Raw genomic sequence first — 20,449 nt, forward strand, 5'->3', positions numbered from 1 at the left:
TGCATTTCTAATTAAAAAGCCCAAATTTCATTAACTTGGGCTATATTTAGTGAATATTTAGCGTGCAGTAATATGACCGGTTACATGCGGTTTTTTGTTTTTACTGTTTTGAATCAGAAAATCTATATTTTTCCCTTCTTGTGCAGTCAAAAATTCAACTTTTGAAGGTAAATACATCGGCAGTTTAAACCACACATCTGCCTCATAACTGTCTGACAAAGTTAAATTGGCCAAGGCTTTGGCTTTACTCCACATCCCATGCGCAATCGCTTGTTTAAACCCAAAGGCTTTCGCAGTCAATGCGTGAATATGGATAAGATTAAAGTCACCTGAAGTTAAGGCATAACGGCGACCTGTATTTTCAGACACAGACCATTCGGCTTGTACTGCATAATTTGGGCGAGTTTCTTCTTTTGCTTTCGTTGCAGCTTTTGCATCTGTCTTTTGGCGCGCAAGATACGTTGTGACACCCTGCATGACCACTTCATTGCCCACTTTTGCAGTGGTAATGAAATCAAACTGTATACCTTTATCGTGCGGTTTCAAGTCACCAAACTGACATGACAGACTTAAGCTTTCATTGACACCGATCTTACGACTTTGCGAAACCTGATTACGGATATGTACCAGACCTAAAATTGCAAAAGGAAATGCCTCTTGCGTCATCATATGCATTTGCAGACTTTGCGATAATACCGCCAAATAAATAGCAGGAATGTAGCCATTATTTTTAAAACCACATACTTCGTTATAGGCTTTTAGATGTTTTGGATCAACATTAAAAGAATCCACCACATATTCAACTTGCGGCAGGACTTTTTCGCCTTTCGGCTTTTTAAAAATGAGTCCCTGCACAATTTTTGGATAAGCCAAATAAGGTTTCGGAAGTTGAGAAAAATGGCGCGTATTCATGTTGAACCTTTTAATTATAAATCTAACTTTTAAGTTATTACTGTACTTGAGTAACGTATCCAGTAGGGTGAAGCGCTCACCCTACTAGTTATTTCACTTCATATCTTATGCAAGAGAGTATTTAAGCACCCAATAAACTTTGTCCACATACGCGAACAACGTTACCGTTTAAACCTGTTGAAGCAGCAGAAGCAAACAAAGCAATGGTTTCAGCGACATCAACAGGTAATCCACCTTGGCTCATTGAGTTCATACGGCGGCCTGCTTCACGAATAGCAAAAGGAATCGCTGCTGTCATTTGCGTTTCAATGAAACCTGGAGCAACGGCATTAATGGTTATACCATTATTTAAGATTGGTGCTGTAAATTTCACCACACCAATCACGCCCGCTTTTGACGCTGCATAGTTGGTTTGTCCTAAATTACCCGCAATACCTGAAATTGAAGAGACACAGATAATGCGACCATTGGCATTCAGACCGTCATGTTCAAGCAAATAATCATTGACACGTTCAATCGCAGACAAATTAATGTTAATGACCAAGTCCCAAAGTTCTGGCTTCATGTTCGCCAAAGTTTTGTCACGAGTAATCCCTGCATTATGCACAATAATATCGACACCACCTTGTGCTGCTGCAGCGGCTTTAATTTTTTCACCTGCGTCTGCAGCCGTAATATCAATCGCTAAAGTTGAACCACCAATTTCCCCAGCAACGCGGTCCAAGTCAGCTTGTTGCTGTGGCACGTCTAAACAAATCACATGCGCACCATCACGTGAAAGTACATGTGCAATCGCTTCACCAATACCACGGCTCGCACCTGTCACGACTGCAGTTTTGCCTGCAAGCGGTTTGACCCAATCCACATCAACCACATTTGCCTGAGAAACTCGAATGACTTGACCTGAAACATAAGCAGAACGAGGAGATAATGCGAAACGTAAAGTCGATTCTAGGTTCGCCTCTGCACCTTCATCGACATACACCAATTGTGCCGCGATCCCCTTTTTGAATTCTTTACCGACAGATTTTACAAAGCCTTCTAAAGCACGTTGTGCAATCGCTTGTTTCACGGTTTTAGCAGATTCAGGTGTGGTGCCAACGACAATCACACGACCTGAAGCAAGAATTTGACGTGAAATTGGGTTAAAGAAGTTATACAGCTCTTTCAATTGTTCAGAGTTTTGAATACTCGAAGCATCAAACACCACCGCCTTAAACTTCGATTCACGATCACCCTCATTAAAGGCACTCAGTTTTAAACCTTTGGTTGCAGCAACTTGTTGTAATTCTGCATTGTTGCCTGCATAGCTGTTGGCATGAATGTTAGCAAGTACTTGAGAAATAGCCCCAGACAAGGTGCTGTTTGGTGCTGCACCCACTAAAACAGCCCCCTTAATGACTGGTGTTGCAGACTCAAAACGATCTAAAAAAGTCGGGGCTGGTAAACCTAAATTTTTAATGACAAATTTACCAATTGGAGATTTTGCGAATGCTTGGTATTGGTCAGTCATGTTTATTATCTCTCAAAACTAATTAAATTTATTTGATGGCTTTTAAACTACTGTTTAACTTCAATATCATGCCAAAGACATAGATTTCAATAGACCCATCAGTTTCCGTTGAATCATACTTGAGTTAATCCAGCGATGACTTGACCCGAATGTATTCTGCAATGTCATTGTAGTCAATTCGAGCTATGCTGTATTGTGTTAATGTATACCTCAAGAATACTCTAACATGCTTGGAAAAGCCTTATGAGCAAAACAACTCAAGAAAATCCAGCAGTCGAACATTCTGTAGCTGAAACTGTGTCAAATACATCAAAAGCGCGTACTCGTACACGCAAAACAACGGACACAGCTTCTACGTCTGCAACCCCAACGACTACAACAACTCGTACACGTGCAACTTCTTCGCCTCGCATAAAAGCAGCACCTCGTACGACTAAAACTGAATCTACAACTCAAACTTCTGTCCAACAGGAAAAAATTATGAGTCAAAACACTCCTCGCCGCGTTGCAATTATTGGTGGTAACCGTATTCCATTCGCTCGTTCAAATGGTGCTTACTTCACTGCATCTAACATGGATATGTTTACCGCAGCATTAAATGGTCTTGTAGAACGTTATAATTTACAAGGTCAACGTCTGGGCGAAGTTGTTGCGGGTGCAGTGTTAAAACATAGCCGTGACTTCAATATGACTCGTGAATGTGTGTTAGATACCGCATTAGCGCCTGAAACTCCTGCTTACGATTTGCAACAAGCCTGCGGAACAGGCTTACAAGCAGCTTTCCAAGTGGCAAACAAAATTGCTTTAGGACAAATTGAAGTCGGTATTGCGGGTGGTGTAGACACCACTTCAGATGCACCAATTGCTTTCGGTGATGGTTTACGTAAAGCCCTCCTTGAGCTCAATATTGCTAAAACGGGTAAAGACCGCTTAAAAGCCTTAACCAAAATTAACCTCAAAGATTTGATGGATGCACCTAAAAATGGTGAACCACGTACTGGTCTTTCAATGGGTGATCATCAAGCAATTACCGCATTGGAATGGGGTATTTCACGTGAAGCACAGGATGAACTTGCTGCCTCTTCACATCAAAAAATGGCACAAGCTTATGAAGAAGGTTTCTTCGATGACTTGATCACGCCATTCTTGGGTTTAGACCGTGACAATAACTTACGTGCAGATTCTACTGCCGAAAAACTAGCAAAACTTAAACCTGTATTTGGTAAAGGTGATGCACGCACCATGACTGCGGGTAACTCAACACCGTTAACTGATGGTGCATCTTGTGTGTTACTTGCCTCTGAAGAATGGGCAAAAGCCAATGGTCATGAAGTGTTGGCATATTTAAGCTTCACTGAAACTGCTGCTGTAGACTTCATTGGCAAAAATGGACCAAAAGAAGGCTTGTTGATGGCACCTGCTTATGCAGTTCCTCGTATGCTTGAACGTGCAGGTATTACCCTACAAGATTTTGACTATTACGAAATCCATGAAGCCTTTGCTTCACAAGTTCTTTCAACCTTAAAAGCTTGGGAAGATCCACAATTCTGTAAAGAACGTTTAGGTTTAGCTGCTCCACTGGGTTCTATTGATCGTAGCAAACTGAATGTTAAAGGTTCTTCTTTGGCTGCGGGTCATCCATTTGCAGCAACAGGCGGCCGTATTCTTGCAACTGCTGCAAAACTACTGAACCAGAAAGGTTCAGGTCGTGTACTGATCTCGATTTGTGCTGCAGGTGGACAAGGTGTAACTGCAATTGTTGAAAAATAATTGACGTGAACCCGCTATAAAAGCACTTCTACGGAGGTGCTTTTTTACTTTAAAACTCATGAACGATTCCTTTAAAATTAAAGTCTTTAAGAAAATAGAGCCTTATTTTTTAATTTTGGATTTAGAAATGATCGGTAATAAAAGCCGCCCAGATAAAATACAAATCACCACTGCACCGACAATTAGTTCGGAGGATTCATTCTCATGGATGAACCCTTGCCAGAATTGATGCAACCAATGTGAGACTTGCAAACCCATGCTCACCACAACGAATGCCCAAATAAAACATGCCAATAGATTGATGAGCATATAACGCAATGTCGGATATTGCTTAATGCCAATGATCATGGGAATCACTGTCCGTAGTCCCCAAGCAAAACGCATCAACAAAATACTTAAGGTTGGATAGTTTTCAATTAATACACTGGCTTTTTGAAATCTAAGCTTTAATTTGGGGTGCTGATCAATAAAGTCATATCCATATCGTTTCCCGATTTGGTAATACAACTGATCGCCAATAAAACCTCCGATCATGGCAGAAACTATTAACAACCAAAAATTGAGCACATGTTGATGCACGGCATAAGCACCGAGCATGAGGATAGTTTCCCCTTCAAAGAAGGATCCGATGATGACGGCAACGTAACCATAATGCTGTAATAAGTAAGTCCAATCCATCAGCGTACTCGGCTTGTTGTTATAAGGACATTTTCATTCATAGAGCTAAAGCTAAGATAAATCCCGAGCTTCTATCTCTCTTTTAAAGAGGATATGGCAGATCAGCTTAAAGTCTAAACATACACTGAAATGATATAACTTTGAAATTTCCTTCAACTTACAACTATATGACACTGCTTCCAATCACTTTATTTATCTTCAGACAATTAGCATCACATCGTATTTTTTATTTTGTTATGAGTTTGCTTTATAACGATTCACTCTTGCACATAAAAAAAGCCACGTTATGTGGCTTTTTTACTTAGGACTGATGCGCTGGAGAATATCCTAGACGCATTTCAATATGGTCATAACACCATTGGAAGATAAAGGTATAAACCAAAATACACATGGTCAAACTAAAATCTAATAAAACAGCCTGCCAAATAGTCATCTGCATGGCATAGGCAACCATAGGAATGGTAGCCAACATCAAACCACCTTCAAAGCCAATGGCATGCATAATACGCACTGGAACAGTCCGTTTGAGTTTACGACGGCGTTCGAACTTTTCAAAAAAGTGGTTAAACACCATATTCCAAATCACGGAGGTGACTGCCATGGCAATGCCAAGGCTACCCGTGACTTCCATTGGCATATTAAAAATAAAACTTAATGCGATCGCAATGATGACCAACAGGATGATCTCATAGCTCAACGCATGAACAATCCTTCTCTTGGAAATCAACATTTGAAACTACTCTTTGTCTTGGATAGCTGCTATTTTATTTTTATAATACTGATTAATCGAGTTGGATTCTTTCAATTTTATTGAAAGGTTGTGCTTGGAACTTTTTTATTAACTAAAGCAAAAACCAGACCAATGAATATTAACCAAGATCAACTGATTATTTTTCAAACCGTGATGGAAACAGGATCTTTTTCTGCTGCTGCGCGAAAATTAGGTAAAGTTCCCTCTGCAATTAGTATGTCCATTGCCAACCTTGAAATTGATTTGGACTTAACCCTATTTACCCGCCAAGGTCGTGAACCCATTCCTACCGCCCAAGCCCTGACCTTGTACGAAAAAACCCAACAACTGCTGATTGAAATGAACCAATGGAAACAACATGCCTATGCCCTAGCACAAGGTCTGGAATCCAGTTTAAATATTGTGGTGGTTTCTGAGTTACTGCATACCGATTGGACGGATTATATTCTACTGCTCGAACAACGTTTTCCTGAGTTACAAATCAACATTTTTTCCGCGCCGCAGGAAGATGCACAGCAAATGTTGCTGGACCAATCAGCACAATTAGCGCTGATGTTCGAACGCGAACATTTACAAAGTGGTGAGCAATTTGTCGAGTTAAAACGCGAAGTGCTGATTGCTGTCGCAGCAAAACACTATGCGCTCGCCCAGTTTGATAAAGTCAGTTATGAACAAGTCTTACAGAGTCGCCAAATAGTGGTTGCGAGTCGTGATCGCAGCATAAAACCTGAATTACTCTTTTCCAAAAGCTATTGGCGTACCGATAATCACCATTCGGCATGTGCCATGATTCTGCAAAACTTAGGTTGGGGCGTGCTGCCTTATGAAATGCTGAATGAGAACCCATCATTACAGCAACAATTAAAAATTCTCAACTTTCAAGATTTCTCACCGAAATTTGAATATTACGTCGATTTGGTCTGGAGTCGTGAAAGCCAGCTCGGTGCCGCTGCTCATTTTTTGATTGATCATATTCGAAACAGTAAAAAAAATGCGAATTAAATTGCCCCGAACCCTTGATTGCACTTGGGCTGGATAAAGATTGTGGTATAACTAAATCACGGGTACAACTTTTAAGAAATAGATTTCAATGAAACAAAATGCGTTAAACCAATTAAAAAAGATGACAACTATCGTTGCAGATAGCAGTGATTTAGCTGCAATTGAAAAATTTCGTCCGCTGGATGCAACGACCAATCCCTCTTTAATCACGGCTGCTGCCAATCAACCTGAAAATAAAGAATTGATTGAAGCGGCGTATGAACAAGCAAAACAGGAAGGCTATACTGCTGACGCATTGATTGAACGTACGATTGATATTTTGACTGTCAAATTCGGGGTTGAAATCTTAAAACTGATTGAAGGTCGTGTCTCGACTGAAGTCGATGCGTCTTTGTCTTATGACACCGCAGCCACGATTGCAAAAGCCAAAGAACTACTAGCACTTTATAAGGCTTATGGGATTGATCAAAACCGCATTCTGATTAAAATTGCCTCGACTTGGGAAGGCATTCAAGCCGCTCAAGTATTAGAAGCAGAAGGGATCCATTGTAACCTCACCCTATTGTTTGGTTTACATCAAGCGCAAGCTTGTGCCGATGCCCAAGTCACCTTAATTTCACCATTTGTGGGTCGTATTCTGGACTGGTACAAAAAAGCTGAAAATGTAGAAAGCTATCCTATTGATAAAGATCCGGGTGTGGTCTCTGTGAAACAAATTTATCAATACTACAAGCAGCACCAGATTAAGACTGAAATTATGGGGGCAAGCTTCCGTAGTATTGATCAAGTGCTTGGCTTAGCCGGCTGTGATTTATTAACAGTATCTCCAAGTTTATTGGCTGAATTAGAGCTGGATACACGAGAAGTTCAGCTTCAGCTTGATCCGAGCCAAGTGGTTATTAGTTCTGAACCTGTAACAGCGATTGATAAAACGACATTTAAAGACCGTCTAGAACATGACTTGATGGCCTTCCAATTGTTACAAGGCGGTATTGATGGCTTTATTAAAGCGCGTGAACAACTCAATAAACTATTACGCCAATCTTTCGGCTTAGATGCTGAAATTCAAGCCTAAATTTACGCACCATTACTGCGAAAATCTCAAGCCCGTTTTGTTACAATAGCAAAATGGGCTTTTTTATAACGAGTATATTGTGTTTGGTATTACGGATCTCAGTACCTATATTATTGGAACGATATTAATCGTCATTCTCCCCGGTCCAAACTCATTATATGTTATGTCCATTGCCTCTCGCTTTGGCACACGTGTGGGCTATCTCGCAGCGTTAGGCGTATTTACTGGCGATCTAATTTTGATTCTTTGTACCATTTTTGGTGCAGCATCGCTATTACACAGCTTTCCGTGGTTGTTCACCATTTTAAAAGTGGTTGGCGCAGTCTATTTATCCTATTTGGGTAGCCGACTGATTCTTGCCAGTATTCGAACTTGGCGTGGGACTACAGCGCAACAACTGGAAAGTTCGGGTGATACATTAACTTATAAAGATGCACAGCCTTATCGTACCGCTTTGACCATTAGTATTCTGAACCCTAAAGCGATTTTATTTTATCTTTCCTTCTTTGTGCAGTTTGTAGACCCAGCTTATCCTTATCCAGCCATCAGTTTTACCTTAATGTCTGTCATTCTACAGATCATTAGCATGCTGTACTTAAGTGTTCTGATTTTCTCTGGGGTACGTTTTGCTGCCTATTTTAACCAACGCTACCGTCTGACTGCTGTTGCTGTCGCGGTTGTGGGCTTTGCATTTTTGGCTTTTGGCATGAAATTGGCTTTCTCTACGCTGTAGTTGAATAAATTTCAACGAAAACTGTAAAAACGTGAAATATCATTTATTTTTTAGATATTCACTTCTCCCTAATAAGGGTTAAGCGTATGATGCTAAACCTAAGCTTAACCCTTTGGTCAAATAGAATAAGTACGGATACATGCAAAAACTCATTCAAGATTTTTCTATTCCCGCAGTATTCGCAGGTTTCATCACCTTCCTCATTGGTATCAGTGTTTCCGCAGTCCTTGTGATACAAGCTGCCCAGATTCTAGGCGCAAATACAGCGCAAATTACCTCATGGTTTTGGGCATTAGGACTGGGCATTGGTCTGGCGGGCATGTTCTTATCATGGAAATTGAAATATCCAGTATCCACCGCTTGGTCAACCGCTGGTTTGGCTCTCATTATTGCCACAGGTAGTGGCTATAGCCTCAACGAAGCGATTGGCGCATTCCTGATCTGCGGTTTAATTACAGCGGTATTGGGATATCTTGGAATTTTCGAAAGAGTCCTGACCCTGATTCCGCAAAGTTTAACCAGTGCCATGCTTGCAGGCGTATTGTTAAAATTTGGGATTGAGCTATTCGCCAGTCTTAAAACAGATTGGGGATTTATTCTGTCTTTATTGGCAGTCTATATTGTTGCCAAAAAGTTAACACCACGTTATAGCATTGTATTAACCGTAATCGCGGCGGTCGCACTTTGTCCTGTATTTTTAGACTTCCATACGCCTACCGTGACTTGGAGTATGGCTCAACCCGTATGGATGACGCCTGATTTTACTTGGTCTGCCATTTTGGGCTTAGCCTTGCCTTTATTTGTCATCAACATGGCTTCACAGTATTTACCTGGTATCGCCATGATTAAAAGTTATGGCTACCAACCAGATGTGAATAAATTGATTGGCGGTACGGGACTCATTCAAACGCTTCTCGCGCCATTTGGCTGTTATAGCGTGAATATTGCTGCAATTAGTGCCGCTGTCAGCCTAGATGATCAAGTTCATCCTGATCCAAGCAAACGTTATATTGCAGGGATTAGTTGCGGATTCTTCTATGTGTTGATGGGCTTATTTGCCGCAACGCTGACCAGTCTTTTGATGTCATTTCCGCACATTTTTATTGTGGCTTTGGCAGGCATTGCCTTATTTGGCACAATCAGCCACAATATCGCACTTGCGTTTCATGAGGTTTCAGATCGTGAAGCAGCATTAATGACTTTCTTATTCAGTGCTTCTGGGGTGCAATTTTTTGGAATCGGTTCAGCCTTCTGGGGACTACTCTTTGGTTTTGCCGTTTCATTCATTATGAAATTGCGCATTAAAAAATAAAGATGATTCCATAAAAAAAGCATGCGACCTGCATGCTTTTTTTATTTGAGGTCTCTTGGCTTAATGCCCAATGGAATTAGAAAAGACATTCATCACAATGACCCCACCCACAATCATGGCAATACCGATTAAAGCGGGTAAATCCAAGACTTGTTTAAAAACAAAAAATCCGACCAATGCTGTTAAAATAATTCCAACACCACCCCAAATCGCATAAGCGATTCCTAAAGGAATGGTTTTAATCACTTGAGACAATAAATAGAACGAAATCACATAAAAAAGCACAACCAATAAGCTTGGTCCTAATTTCGTAAAACCTTCCGATTTCACTAAAAATGCTGAACCTGTCACTTCAGAAATAATCGCCAAAGCCAATATTGCATAAGCCAAGAGGAGTGGATTCATGTTTGATTTCATCCTGCAAAAATTCTATGCGAAGCTTAACAGTACCCATCCAGTAAATATATGAATTTTCATTTATTCATCTGTCAATGCACTGTAATGCCGAATAAAATCGATGGTTTGATCAAAAGTTTGCTGACTGGCTTTCAATTTCATCAAGAACTGATATTCATGAATTAACGGCTCCTTGCTATCAGGATAGAAAACCTCAGTCACAGCAATCTGATGTTGCTTCAGCGCAGCGACGAATGGCACAGATTGAGTTTCCGTCAAAAAATCCTTATTCCCACCACTAATAAAAACTGCTGGATATTGAGGTGTCAGATGCTGTATCGGTGAAATTTCATTTAGAAATGCCACATCACTTTTACGCTCTCCTGTATAGGCTTGTACCAGACTATAAATCCCCCACTCAATAATCTTTTTCTCATCTGGTGCTGTCGCCACAAAGGATGCCATATCGTAAATACCACAATGCAGAATCAACCCTTTCAACTGTTGCGGTTGTATAGAAGGAACAAAATCTGACTCGCGTGCAAATTGAGGATTTGTCAGTAAAGCAGCGTAATGACTGGCTAAATTAGCTCCTGCTGAATCCCCTGCCATATAGAGTTGATTCGCATCTATCTGATAATCCTCAGCATGCTTATTGATGAATTTGAGTGCCTGATTAATTTGCAATAATTGATTCGGGTAAATTACCTCTGGTGCAAATTGATATTCGACCGAGACTACATTCAGCCCTTGTGCCGCCAATAATTTGAAATAGCCTCGCGCATGTTCCTTGGAACCTGAAACCCATCCACCCCCATGAATCCAGATAATGGTTGGACGTAATCCCAGTTCTGCAATATGTTCAGGTTGATACAGATCCAAACTCAGTTTGGGATGATTCATATAGCGAATATTGGAATGAATGAGAACATTGGTAGGTGCATGACGATCTAATAATTTTTGCTGAGCCTGCGTTGCCGTATTAAAGCTTTTCGCAATCACTTTTGTGCTCTTGTGCGTATTTTGGCATGCGGCTAAAAACAGCATGACACAACACAAAGCCATACATACAATTTTCTTCATCATCCCAATTTCCATCAATTCTTTGTTTTATAGGAAAGAATAAAACGTATAAATCATTCTCAATCATGTCTAGTTTAAGATACTCACGCTAATAAGAGTGAGATCATTTATAAAAAATACTTTTGATCATCTGAGAAAAAATAAAGCATGAAATTCCAAGGATTTCTCTCGGTTTTTTCATTCGATGATCAATTGAACAAAACTATAAAATAGCAATTAATTTTATGAATTTACGTTGTTTTTTTGCATTATATAAATTGATCCAAACCAGACAATGTGCTATCAATTAATAAGAAGCAATAATGATAAACAACAGGAGTAAATCCGATGTCTTACCAACATATTTTAGTTCCAGTAGACGGCTCTGCAATTTCATTTTCAGCAGTGAAACAAGCCTCAATTATTGCGAAAGCTTTTGGTAGCGAATTAACACTCATTAGCCTTGTTGCAGAAGATCCGTTTACAGAGGTCGACTTCTATTACTCTTCTGCAATTATGAAAGAATATTTTGTACAAGCTTATGCCAATGCTGAAAAAGCATTAAAAGAAGCGCTTGTGATTGCCCAAGCTGAAGGTGTAGAACCAACTACTCAAATTATTAAAGGTCAGGTTTCTGCTGAAGGTGTAGTGAAAACTGCAGAAGAGAAAAAATCGGATCTGATTGTGATGGGTTCACATGGTCGTAAAGGTTTCCAAAAATTCCTACTGGGCAGTTTTGCACAAGATGTACTCCGCGGTACGCAGTTACCTGTATTGATTGTAAAAGAGTAAAAAAGTGATCTAAGCACCTGCTATGTTGTAGGTGCTTCTTCAGGTCTATGACCTAATAATTTATTCACTCGTTTCAAACCAAGTTTTATATTTATAATCGAAGGTGTTTATTCATGACTTATCAACATATTTTAGTACCTGTCGATGAATCCCCAATTTCATATACTGCTGTTGAACAAGCGCTTTCTTTAGCAAAATTACTAAATTGCCGCGTAACCGTGATGTGCGTGGTCGCTGTTGACCCTTTTGTTGGTGTTGATTTTTATAAAGTGGCTCCTGCTATTACTGATTATTTCATGCAGGCAGAAGAAAATGCACAAAAGCGTTTAGCCGACATTAAACAATCTTTCATTCGTGACGAAGTTGAAGTCGATACCAAAGTCATTCGTGGTGTTTCGGCAGCAGATGGCATTATTCAAATTGCCGATGAAGTCAGTGCAGACCTGATTATCATGGGGTCACACGGTCGTACAGGTTTTAAAAAGATGATGCTCGGGAGTGTTGCACAAGCTGTGCTGACCCAATCCCCTATCCCTGTCTTAATAGTAAAAGTCTAAATTATAAAATCCCTCACGTATGAGGGATTTTTTTATTGAAATGAATATATCTACTTTAATAATACTATCAAAAGTATAAATGGATTATTTATTGATTTGAATCGCGCGAGCCATCACGTCTTGTGGCACCTGATCCGTAAACACCACTGCTAAAGCTTTTTCATTTTTTGGCATTTTTTCTGCATTTGCTTCTAATACCGCATTGATATCATCAGGCTTAAAGCTATACATTGCTCCAGTTGCTGGATCCACAGCCAACAAGCCAATTAAACCACCAAAAATAAGATTACCCAAATACCAACCACTGATGGTGCCCTTAACAACTACTGTTTTAGGCGCAAATCCATCTTTACTAAAAGTAACTTGGTATTCTGCAGGTTTAAAATAACCTGCACCTTTTTTAAGGGTTACAGTCGTTGGTGTTTGTCCGACATGTACACTTTGCCCTGCACTATTTTTAATTTCAATTCTTGCAGACTCTGGAACACTCGTAAAAGTGAGCGTTTGCGTTGAACCTTTAATAATACTTGCACAGCCTGTCATTAGCATTGTTGTAGAAATCATAGAAGCAACCAATAACTTATTCATTTTTATCACTCTTTAAAAAATCGTGCGGAATGTAACAGAAAGTTAATAAATTATGAAGAAAATATGGAGATAAGCACTCTGATTGATCATATTTGTGACAAAGTTATCAAATTAATAGTATTTTCAGATATTAATACCAAGCAAAGCCTTTTTTAATTTCTATTTAATATCTAAGTACTTCTATATCACCACAAATAAAAAGGCTATTCCTCATTGCTGAGAAATAGCCTGATTTAGATTAAAACTTAAAAAATTAAATTAAATACTCAGCATACTATTTAAAGTTTCTACCACATTTTTAGATTTCACTTGTGGTTTCAACGCTTCTAAAGATGCAAAAACATTGGAGCGCTGCGGTTCAGCCAAGGTATACCAGCGTGACAATACTTGTAATAAACGTGAACCCAAGATCGGATTTTTCTCGTCTAAATACTTCGCCAACTCGACAAAATGCTGAACTCCAAAACTCCATGTATTGACTGGATTACTATTTAAACCGCCACTCACGGCGCGAATACGGTTTGGTGTTCCCAAATCATAATCAGGATGACTGAGCAAAGTTTGGATACTTTCAGCAGTTGCTTCTGGATGAGAGGCTTGTACCGTAAACCACTGATCTAGAGAAAGCGCTTCATCTTTAAAACGGTCATAGAAATCATCTAATGCATCTTGTGCCTGCGGCGCATCATTCCACACCAATACACGTAGTGCACCTAAACGCTCAGACATGTTACCTGTAGTCATATATTGCGCATGTGCCAGACTAAAGGCATCTGCATCGCCTTGACGAGCCAACATCATCAACATGATATTTTTCAGCGCACGCACACCCATCGCTTGAGAAAACTCTTTCTGCAAATCTGGATCTAATGCCAAGTAAGTTTCTTTACTGAACGCACCCAAAGCTTGTGCCAAAGTATTCAGTAAGGCATTGCGCTTTTCTTGAATCACTACCGGATTATAGTTTTCATCAATACGGCTACCTAAGTAGCCTTCGCTTGGGACATCAAATAGACGTGACGCCAGTAATGGATCTTTTTCCACTAAAGCCGGCAAGGTATTTTTGATGGCTTGGACATAAGTTGTAGCATCATGATCATTCAGCAACACACGCTCTAATAAAGTTTGGGTTGCTTGCCATTGGTTAAAACCATTGGTTTCATACTGAATTAAGAAGGCTAATTCTTCATCAGAATAGTTAAAGTCCAAGTTCACAGGTGCCGAGAAATTACGCAGCAAAGACACCACTGGTTTAGCTGTCACACCTGTAAATACGATACTGGCCTGATCTTGGTCAAACAAATACACGCCATCTTTCACAGCATTTTCAAACAGTGCTTCCGATTGCAAAATATATTGCTCACCTGTCTCTGCATTAAACAAGGCCAATGCCACAGGAATGGGTACAGCTTTTAAGTTTGGATATTTGGCATGTGCTTTCAGGCTTTGCTTGAAGTTCAAACGATAAGTCTGTGCGGCAGCATCATACTCACCTGTTGCTTCAAGTTTTGGTGTCCCTGGTTGGTTATACCAAGTCAGGAAGTTAGATAAATCTACGCCTGAACCTGCAGTCAATGCTGCAACCCAGTCTTCCACAGTAACTGCTTGCCCATCATGACGACGGAAGTATTCATCGGTCCCTTTACGGAATTTTTCTTTACCCAAAAGTGTCGACATCATGCGGTTAATTTCCGCACCTTTCTCATACACTGTAGCTGTATAAAAGTTATTGATCTCTACAAAATGATCAGGACGAGGCGGATGCGACAATGGACCTGAATCTTCAGGGAATTGATGCGCTTTTAATACCGCAACGTCATCAATACGCTGTACTGCCGCAGACTGTAGATCTTCTGAGAAAGACTGATCACGGAATACGGTTAAACCTTCTTTTAAGCACAATTGGAACCAATCACGGCAAGTAATACGGTTTCCCGTCCAGTTATGGAAATACTCATGTGCAATCACCGACTGTACACGCATAATCGCGGCATCCGTAGTGTATTCTTCATCTGCCAATACACAAGACGTATTGAAGATATTTAAGCCTTTATTCTCCATTGCACCCATGTTGAACTGGCTGACCGCTACAATCATGTAGTTATCCAGATCATATGGGCGACCATAATGCTCTTCATCCCAACGCATAGAATGCTTTAAAGCTTCCATTGCGATATGACATTTTGGAATATCTTTTTCGATGGCATAAATTTCTAAAGCAACGTCACGACCTTCAGAAGTAGTGTAACGGTCTTTCAGTACTGCCAGATCACCAATCACACAGGCAAATAAATAACTTGGTTTTTTGGTTGGATCTTGCCAAATCGCAAAGTGACGGTCTGCCCCAACTTCACCTGTTTCTAACAAGTTACCATTGGCTAAAAGCACTGGATATTTTTTATCGGCTTCCACACGTGTAGTAAACACAGCCAAAACGTCAGGACGGTCTGGATAGAAGGTAATTTTACGGAAACCTTCAGGTTCATTTTGCGTAACGAACAAATCTCCAGCTTGATACAAACCTTCTAGCATGGTGTTCGATTCTGGATGAATCACCACTGAAGTTTCTAGAATGACTTCATTTGGTGCATTATGGATCACTAATTGCTCTGCATCTAATGTATAGTCAGTTTCAGCAAGCAATTGACCATTCATACGAACAGATTTGAGTTCAAGATCACGACCCAATAACACCAGCTCACCTTCAGCCTGACGTTTCATGACCAAATTGGCATCCACATTGGTGTGATCTGTATACACCTGAATATCCAAATTGATTGAATCTACAAGAAAGACGGGCTTTTGATAGTCTTTTAAATACACTGTCTGGTCTGCTTCAACCACTGGATTTGCCGCAATGTTCATATCATTTCCTATTTGTCTTTTCAGCATGAATACCTCAACTGCCATATCGTGCTTACATCGGCAGCAATCAGCTTCTTTGCTTTTATTTATATTTCAATATGGGTGTTTATTTTCAGCATTTCAATCACATTTGCGCATAATTTTTAGGAGATGTATTTTATTTATACGCTTTTATTCCTCCTCTATAAGTATGTTGGCTAAAGATGAAAATACAACACCTGTTTTGCGCTATCGTACTCTCAAGTTTCGCATCGGTTGCAATTGCCGCGCCAACTCTTCAGTCTTGGGAGTGTCTAAAGTCAGGGACTCAGCATAATTTTGTATTAGTCGCGCCTACACAAGATTCTCAAATCATCCAATTGATGTACTATCCCTATTTAAAACCCGTCCGCTTACATCATGTTAAAACTGAATATGTAGAAATGGCAGAAGGTCGTCCCTCTGAGCAGCATCTATTTTTTAATGAACTCAATGGCAAACAACTAACAGGGCAATACGAAGTCATCTTGCAAGGTGCACGTATTTACGGTGTGACTTATACTGCCAAAGCATCAGGTCGAATCACCGCCTATCAGGATTATCTTTCTGATGAAGAAAAACAAAAGCTCAATCAGATGCTGATTCCAAAGTACATCGAATGTATTTGATGAATACCACTTAAATAGACTTATATTTCATTTTTTCATCTGTAGTTCCATCTTATGTTTACAACCAAATTAACAAATTGATTAGAATTTGTGCACGTTTTTTGCATGTATTTATATGTGCAAAGCGCACTATGAATTCAGCAAAATAACAATGAGGTGTAAGATGAACATCAAAGAACAACTGGTCCGCGCTGCGAATATTAAAATCATGCAAACCTTAGATCAGGCAGGTATTGATCACAAGGTCATTGCTGCATTCATGTGTTGTGAAGGTATAAAAGTGCAAGCACATGAAGTAAGTACCATTTTAAATCAATATGATGCTTTAGGAAGCAAAAAACTCCCATCCAAAAAAGTCAAAGCCTTGTTAACTGCCAAACAACTTGGTGAAGAAGATGAAAGCCTGCCTTGCCCAGCAGCATACTAAGCGATACTTGAACCTTTCCAAATCGAGCTACTGTTAAGTAGCTCATTTTATTTCATGCATTTTAAAAACGTACAAAGCTTTGCAGAATTGCACAACAGTTGGGCACGGTGCAGAATCTAAAGGGTGTATAATCACAACGATAACTCTGTATTCTGATTGACGACCACCACTATGCTGCTTCAAATTCTGCAAAAACAACTAGATGAAAGCACAACCTGTCCACTATGTCAGGCAGCAATGTATTGGGTTGAAGCAGAACAATATGACCAAGATGTCCAATTTCATGAGTGTAGCCATTGTGCGCACCGTGTCTTTCAAGATGATAAACACACCTGTCATTGCGAGCGATGTGCTGCCAAACGTAAAAAGCTTTTACAAGAAACACGCCTGCAAGAGCAACGCAAGTTTAAAACTAAAAATAAGGAAGTGGTTGAACTTGAATTGAGTCAACTCAGCTTTTTACACAAATTGTTTTTACTCAGCATGCTGGACAATCAAGTTCAGGAATATTCGATACACGATGAATTTGTCCATTGGGAAGCCATTAAGTTTCATCCCATTACACCCAATTATTATTTTCAAAGTACCTTGCTCAAGCAATTGCTAAAAGACCAAATCCTCATTGCCAAAGACTTTGCCGAAGAAGCACATGAATACTATGTCAATGTGCGTCTAGAAGGCTATTCAGAGCCGAGCTTGTTTAGTATTACCCAACAATTGAGACATTGGTTTTTTGAAAATCTACGCTTAGGTGTTCCATTTAAAGATGCTGAAGAAGTGAAAAACACTTTGTATTTGGTGCTCTATCAAGAAATTGTGCAATTCATGCAGTTCTATTGCAAATCATGGGGTATTCAAATTGCTGGCAATCAAAGCTTTCAGACCTTTTGCTATCGCCTTATGGACACATTGGCCGTGGGTCAAATTTATTACCTCATTCAAACAGCTTTAGAATATCTGTATGAACAAAAAGCGCTAAAACCGCGAAATGAAAACTTTATTAACACCAATCTACTCAAGAAAACACTGCAACAGTACCGTGAACGCGCACTAGCAGAAAAATGGGAAACCTCTACCCTTCCTCGATTACCCGGCATGCCACTGAGTAAAATGAGTGAGATCTTGTTTTTCAAGTTTCTGGGCTATGATGAGCGCATTTTCTTCCAACCTGTTTGGCGTTCATGGAAAAAAATTGAACCGCGTTTAAATTTCTATTCCGTCAAACGCTGTATGTATTGTGGTTCTAACGACTTGGCAGTCGATTATGATGCTGAAGAATACGTTTCTCTATTCTGTCGCAAATGTAAGCATCAAGACCACTATTTCACACGGTGAATGGTGAACATTATGTCTACACAATCCAACTCTTCCACATTTGACCTTCAGGATGACTCAGTGGACCAAACTGACCCTTTACTTCAGAAAATCATTGAAGCCCATACACAACTGCGTGCGACTCAGCCATTGGTGCAATGTATCACCAATAGTGTGGCAGCCAATTATGTTGCGAATGTCTTGCTGGCATCTGGTGCTTCACCTGCCATGATTGACAATCCATTTGAGGCAGAAAGTTTTACTCGTATTAGTAGTGCCCTCAGCATTAACTTGGGTACGCCAACCACTGAGCAAATGCAAGCCATGCAAATTTCTGCCTTGACCGCGCAGCAAGCTTCGGTACCTTGGGTGCTGGATCCAGTCGGTTATGGGGCGATTTTATCTTGGCGTAGTGAAATGACGGATGAACTCCTTCAGTACCGTCCAACAGTCATTCGCGGTAATGCTTCAGAAATGAGTGCTTTAGCGGGCAATCAAGTGGAAAGCAAAGGGGTCGATAGTACGCTAGATAGTGCTGAAGTCTATATTCAAGCATGGTCCCTGCTCGAACATGCCGAATGTATTGCGATTTCTGGGGAGTCAGATTTTATTCTGTCTAAAGAACTTGATTGTGTGATTCAGGTAAATGGTGGTTCACATTTACAACCACGCGTCACAGCTACTGGCTGTGCCTTAGGGGCTTTAATTGCCGCCTATTGCGCAGTTACGTCTACTACGCTTGCGACATTGGCGGCACATGTGCATTTTGCCATTGCAGGTCAATTGGCATATCAAACTGCAAAAACAGTAGGTGCTTTTAATGTCGCATTTTTAGATGCACTGGATAGCCTTACGGCTGAACAAATCAGTGAGTATGCAAGTTTCAGCATGATTCGCAGGTAAAAAAACAGATGTGAGCATAACTAGAATATGCTCACATCTATTAACTCGCTGCGCGTTCTATCGCATTTAAAATTGCGGCCTCGGTTAACATTTTAGTATTCAATTTACTGACACACATCATCCCCATTCCATCAAAAAAATCTGGTGTGTGCTGCATAAAGAAATCAATATGCTGATTCGCCTGATCATGCATATGGATTGACTCATCTAGAGTAGTTTCAGGAATCACTCTCGGATGTACATAAATATCTTCACGACGTTTTTGTACATCTGCTTTACGTACGGCAACCAATTTGAGTACGTCCAGATAATCCTGTGGTGTATCGACATCTGTCCTTGGGTAAAAATTTTGTGCACACGATGCAAGCAAGGCATAGGCTTTAGGCTGCATCATGGTCAGCACAAACCACAATGGAATCAGCGGATGTTTAATACTGTGTTGTATAGCAACTTTAATCACTGAATTGACAGTTTTATTACCACGTTGATAATTCGGCAAGAATGACCCGCGTGAGTTCACCACAAAAATATTCTTTTCCCGAATATTTAATTTCAGAATTGATATGCTGTTATAGCCTATTAATTTTACACCATCGAAATATTCCACAACTTGTACTGATATCGCATCAGGATCATGCATAAAATCAGAAAGCTCTTGCTTACACGTTTCAGGAAAAATGATACGGTCAAAATCTAAAAGTTGTTCTAAATATTGGTTCTGATGTTCGGGGGCTAACTTCTTATAATCTGTAATTGTTTCTGAAATATTCATAACTCCGTCCGAGTTGAATAGACCACATGATTGTAATATTACTTTCGGATAGCTGACATCCCCTAAATTAGGTAAATCTGGTTGAAAGCAGACAAAAAAGAGTGACTATTCATCTTTTAAATCAACAAATTACAGAATTAGGTATTGAACAAAATCAATAAGATATAAGTAAAATACAACTTTAATTTAATGAATAGCAATCCAAAATATTTACATAAAATAACCCATAAAAAATTTAAGTATTTTTATCAATCATTTATCGGTTTTAGATCAATTTCTCTGATTATTGTGCAAAATCATACAAAACCAAGCCATAAAACGAACCAATAGCATCTTTAAGTCACCCTTCCCTAAAGATGCTATTGGCTCAATCATCACCT

General features: G+C 39.8%; 20 protein-coding genes. 11 read left to right on the forward strand and 9 right to left on the reverse strand.

The features are described 5' to 3' along the window. Positions 1 to 57: 57 nt before the first annotated feature. Both ACWQ4X_RS07635 and ACWQ4X_RS07640 read right to left on the reverse strand, forming a co-directional pair. Positions 58 to 912: a MaoC/PaaZ C-terminal domain-containing protein gene (locus tag ACWQ4X_RS07635; protein ID WP_457903230.1), complete on the reverse strand. Its 855-nt coding sequence runs from the start codon at positions 910 to 912 to the stop codon at positions 58 to 60. Between the two features lie 121 nt (positions 913 to 1,033). Then, positions 1,034 to 2,425, reverse strand: coding sequence for a 3-oxoacyl-ACP reductase (locus ACWQ4X_RS07640; RefSeq protein WP_457903231.1), 1,392 nt, complete (start codon positions 2,423 to 2,425; stop codon positions 1,034 to 1,036). A 243-nt stretch (positions 2,426 to 2,668) separates the two neighbouring features. On the opposite strand from ACWQ4X_RS07640, the gene ACWQ4X_RS07645 reads away from it, so the two are divergent. After that, positions 2,669 to 4,195 carry an acetyl-CoA C-acetyltransferase gene (locus tag ACWQ4X_RS07645; protein WP_457903232.1) on the forward strand — a complete coding sequence of 509 codons (1,527 nt, stop codon included), beginning with the start codon at positions 2,669 to 2,671 and terminating at the stop codon, positions 4,193 to 4,195. 102 nt (positions 4,196 to 4,297) lie between these two features. Here the strand turns inward: ACWQ4X_RS07645 and ACWQ4X_RS07650 are convergent, their stop codons facing one another. After that, positions 4,298 to 4,873, reverse strand: coding sequence for a DedA family protein (locus tag ACWQ4X_RS07650; RefSeq protein ID WP_457903233.1), 576 nt, complete (start codon positions 4,871 to 4,873; stop codon positions 4,298 to 4,300). Positions 4,874 to 5,174: 301 nt separating this feature from the next. After that, positions 5,175 to 5,603, reverse strand: a complete 429-nt coding sequence (aceI, locus tag ACWQ4X_RS07655; protein ID WP_100241714.1) for a chlorhexidine efflux PACE transporter AceI — start codon at positions 5,601 to 5,603, stop codon at positions 5,175 to 5,177. A 132-nt stretch (positions 5,604 to 5,735) separates the two neighbouring features. Between aceI and aceR the strand changes: the two genes are divergently transcribed. From aceR to ACWQ4X_RS07675, 4 genes are all read left to right on the forward strand, one after another. Beyond that, positions 5,736 to 6,626: an HTH-type transcriptional regulator AceR gene (gene aceR, locus ACWQ4X_RS07660; protein WP_100241715.1), complete on the forward strand. Its 891-nt coding sequence runs from the start codon at positions 5,736 to 5,738 to the stop codon at positions 6,624 to 6,626. Positions 6,627 to 6,714: 88 nt separating this feature from the next. Further along, complete coding sequence (tal, locus tag ACWQ4X_RS07665) at positions 6,715 to 7,701, forward strand: transaldolase (RefSeq protein ID WP_457903234.1); 987 nt, start codon at positions 6,715 to 6,717, stop codon at positions 7,699 to 7,701. A gap of 79 nt (positions 7,702 to 7,780) precedes the next feature. Further along, positions 7,781 to 8,434: a leucine efflux protein LeuE gene (gene leuE / locus ACWQ4X_RS07670; RefSeq protein ID WP_457903235.1), complete on the forward strand. Its 654-nt coding sequence runs from the start codon at positions 7,781 to 7,783 to the stop codon at positions 8,432 to 8,434. A gap of 139 nt (positions 8,435 to 8,573) precedes the next feature. After that, complete coding sequence (locus tag ACWQ4X_RS07675; RefSeq protein ID WP_457903236.1) at positions 8,574 to 9,746, forward strand: benzoate/H(+) symporter BenE family transporter; 1,173 nt, start codon at positions 8,574 to 8,576, stop codon at positions 9,744 to 9,746. A gap of 60 nt (positions 9,747 to 9,806) precedes the next feature. Here ACWQ4X_RS07675 and ACWQ4X_RS07680 read toward each other — a convergent pair whose 3' ends face one another. Together ACWQ4X_RS07680 and ACWQ4X_RS07685 are read right to left on the reverse strand one after the other, a co-directional pair. Next, positions 9,807 to 10,151 (reverse strand): DMT family transporter, encoded by a 345-nt coding sequence (locus tag ACWQ4X_RS07680; protein ID WP_100241813.1) that lies wholly within the window; start codon positions 10,149 to 10,151, stop codon positions 9,807 to 9,809. Positions 10,152 to 10,223: 72 nt separating this feature from the next. Beyond that, positions 10,224 to 11,225, reverse strand: a complete 1,002-nt coding sequence (locus ACWQ4X_RS07685) for an alpha/beta hydrolase (RefSeq protein WP_457903301.1) — start codon at positions 11,223 to 11,225, stop codon at positions 10,224 to 10,226. 327 nt (positions 11,226 to 11,552) lie between these two features. Between ACWQ4X_RS07685 and ACWQ4X_RS07690 the strand changes: the two genes are divergently transcribed. Both ACWQ4X_RS07690 and ACWQ4X_RS07695 read left to right on the forward strand, forming a co-directional pair. Further along, positions 11,553 to 11,996, forward strand: a complete 444-nt coding sequence (locus ACWQ4X_RS07690; protein ID WP_100241719.1) for a universal stress protein — start codon at positions 11,553 to 11,555, stop codon at positions 11,994 to 11,996. 113 nt (positions 11,997 to 12,109) lie between these two features. After that, positions 12,110 to 12,553, forward strand: coding sequence for a universal stress protein (locus tag ACWQ4X_RS07695; RefSeq protein ID WP_100241720.1), 444 nt, complete (start codon positions 12,110 to 12,112; stop codon positions 12,551 to 12,553). Between the two features lie 84 nt (positions 12,554 to 12,637). Here ACWQ4X_RS07695 and ACWQ4X_RS07700 read toward each other — a convergent pair whose 3' ends face one another. Continuing rightward, positions 12,638 to 13,141: a peptidase associated/transthyretin-like domain-containing protein gene (locus tag ACWQ4X_RS07700; RefSeq protein WP_100241721.1), complete on the reverse strand. Its 504-nt coding sequence runs from the start codon at positions 13,139 to 13,141 to the stop codon at positions 12,638 to 12,640. A 258-nt stretch (positions 13,142 to 13,399) separates the two neighbouring features. Beyond that, the gene (pepN, locus tag ACWQ4X_RS07705) at positions 13,400 to 16,006 is read right to left on the reverse strand and encodes an aminopeptidase N (protein WP_457903237.1); all 2,607 of its coding nucleotides are present in this window, start codon (positions 16,004 to 16,006) and stop codon (positions 13,400 to 13,402) included. 203 nt (positions 16,007 to 16,209) lie between these two features. On the opposite strand from pepN, the gene ACWQ4X_RS07710 reads away from it, so the two are divergent. The 4 genes from ACWQ4X_RS07710 (at position 16,210) to thiM (ending at position 19,297) form a co-directional block, all read left to right on the forward strand. Further along, positions 16,210 to 16,653, forward strand: coding sequence for a hypothetical protein (locus ACWQ4X_RS07710; protein ID WP_457903238.1), 444 nt, complete (start codon positions 16,210 to 16,212; stop codon positions 16,651 to 16,653). 163 nt (positions 16,654 to 16,816) lie between these two features. Beyond that, positions 16,817 to 17,080, forward strand: coding sequence for a hypothetical protein (locus tag ACWQ4X_RS07715; protein ID WP_161934036.1), 264 nt, complete (start codon positions 16,817 to 16,819; stop codon positions 17,078 to 17,080). Between the two features lie 171 nt (positions 17,081 to 17,251). Then, positions 17,252 to 18,415, forward strand: a complete 1,164-nt coding sequence (locus tag ACWQ4X_RS07720) for a hypothetical protein (RefSeq protein WP_457903239.1) — start codon at positions 17,252 to 17,254, stop codon at positions 18,413 to 18,415. A gap of 60 nt (positions 18,416 to 18,475) precedes the next feature. After that, positions 18,476 to 19,297 carry a hydroxyethylthiazole kinase gene (gene thiM / locus ACWQ4X_RS07725; protein WP_416224431.1) on the forward strand — a complete coding sequence of 274 codons (822 nt, stop codon included), beginning with the start codon at positions 18,476 to 18,478 and terminating at the stop codon, positions 19,295 to 19,297. A 40-nt stretch (positions 19,298 to 19,337) separates the two neighbouring features. Here thiM and ACWQ4X_RS07730 read toward each other — a convergent pair whose 3' ends face one another. Further along, positions 19,338 to 20,069, reverse strand: coding sequence for a hypothetical protein (locus ACWQ4X_RS07730; RefSeq protein WP_100241726.1), 732 nt, complete (start codon positions 20,067 to 20,069; stop codon positions 19,338 to 19,340). Positions 20,070 to 20,449: the final 380 nt, after the last annotated feature.

The sequence above is a fragment of the Acinetobacter sp. NigerLNRRAM0016 genome (genome assembly GCF_054112845.1).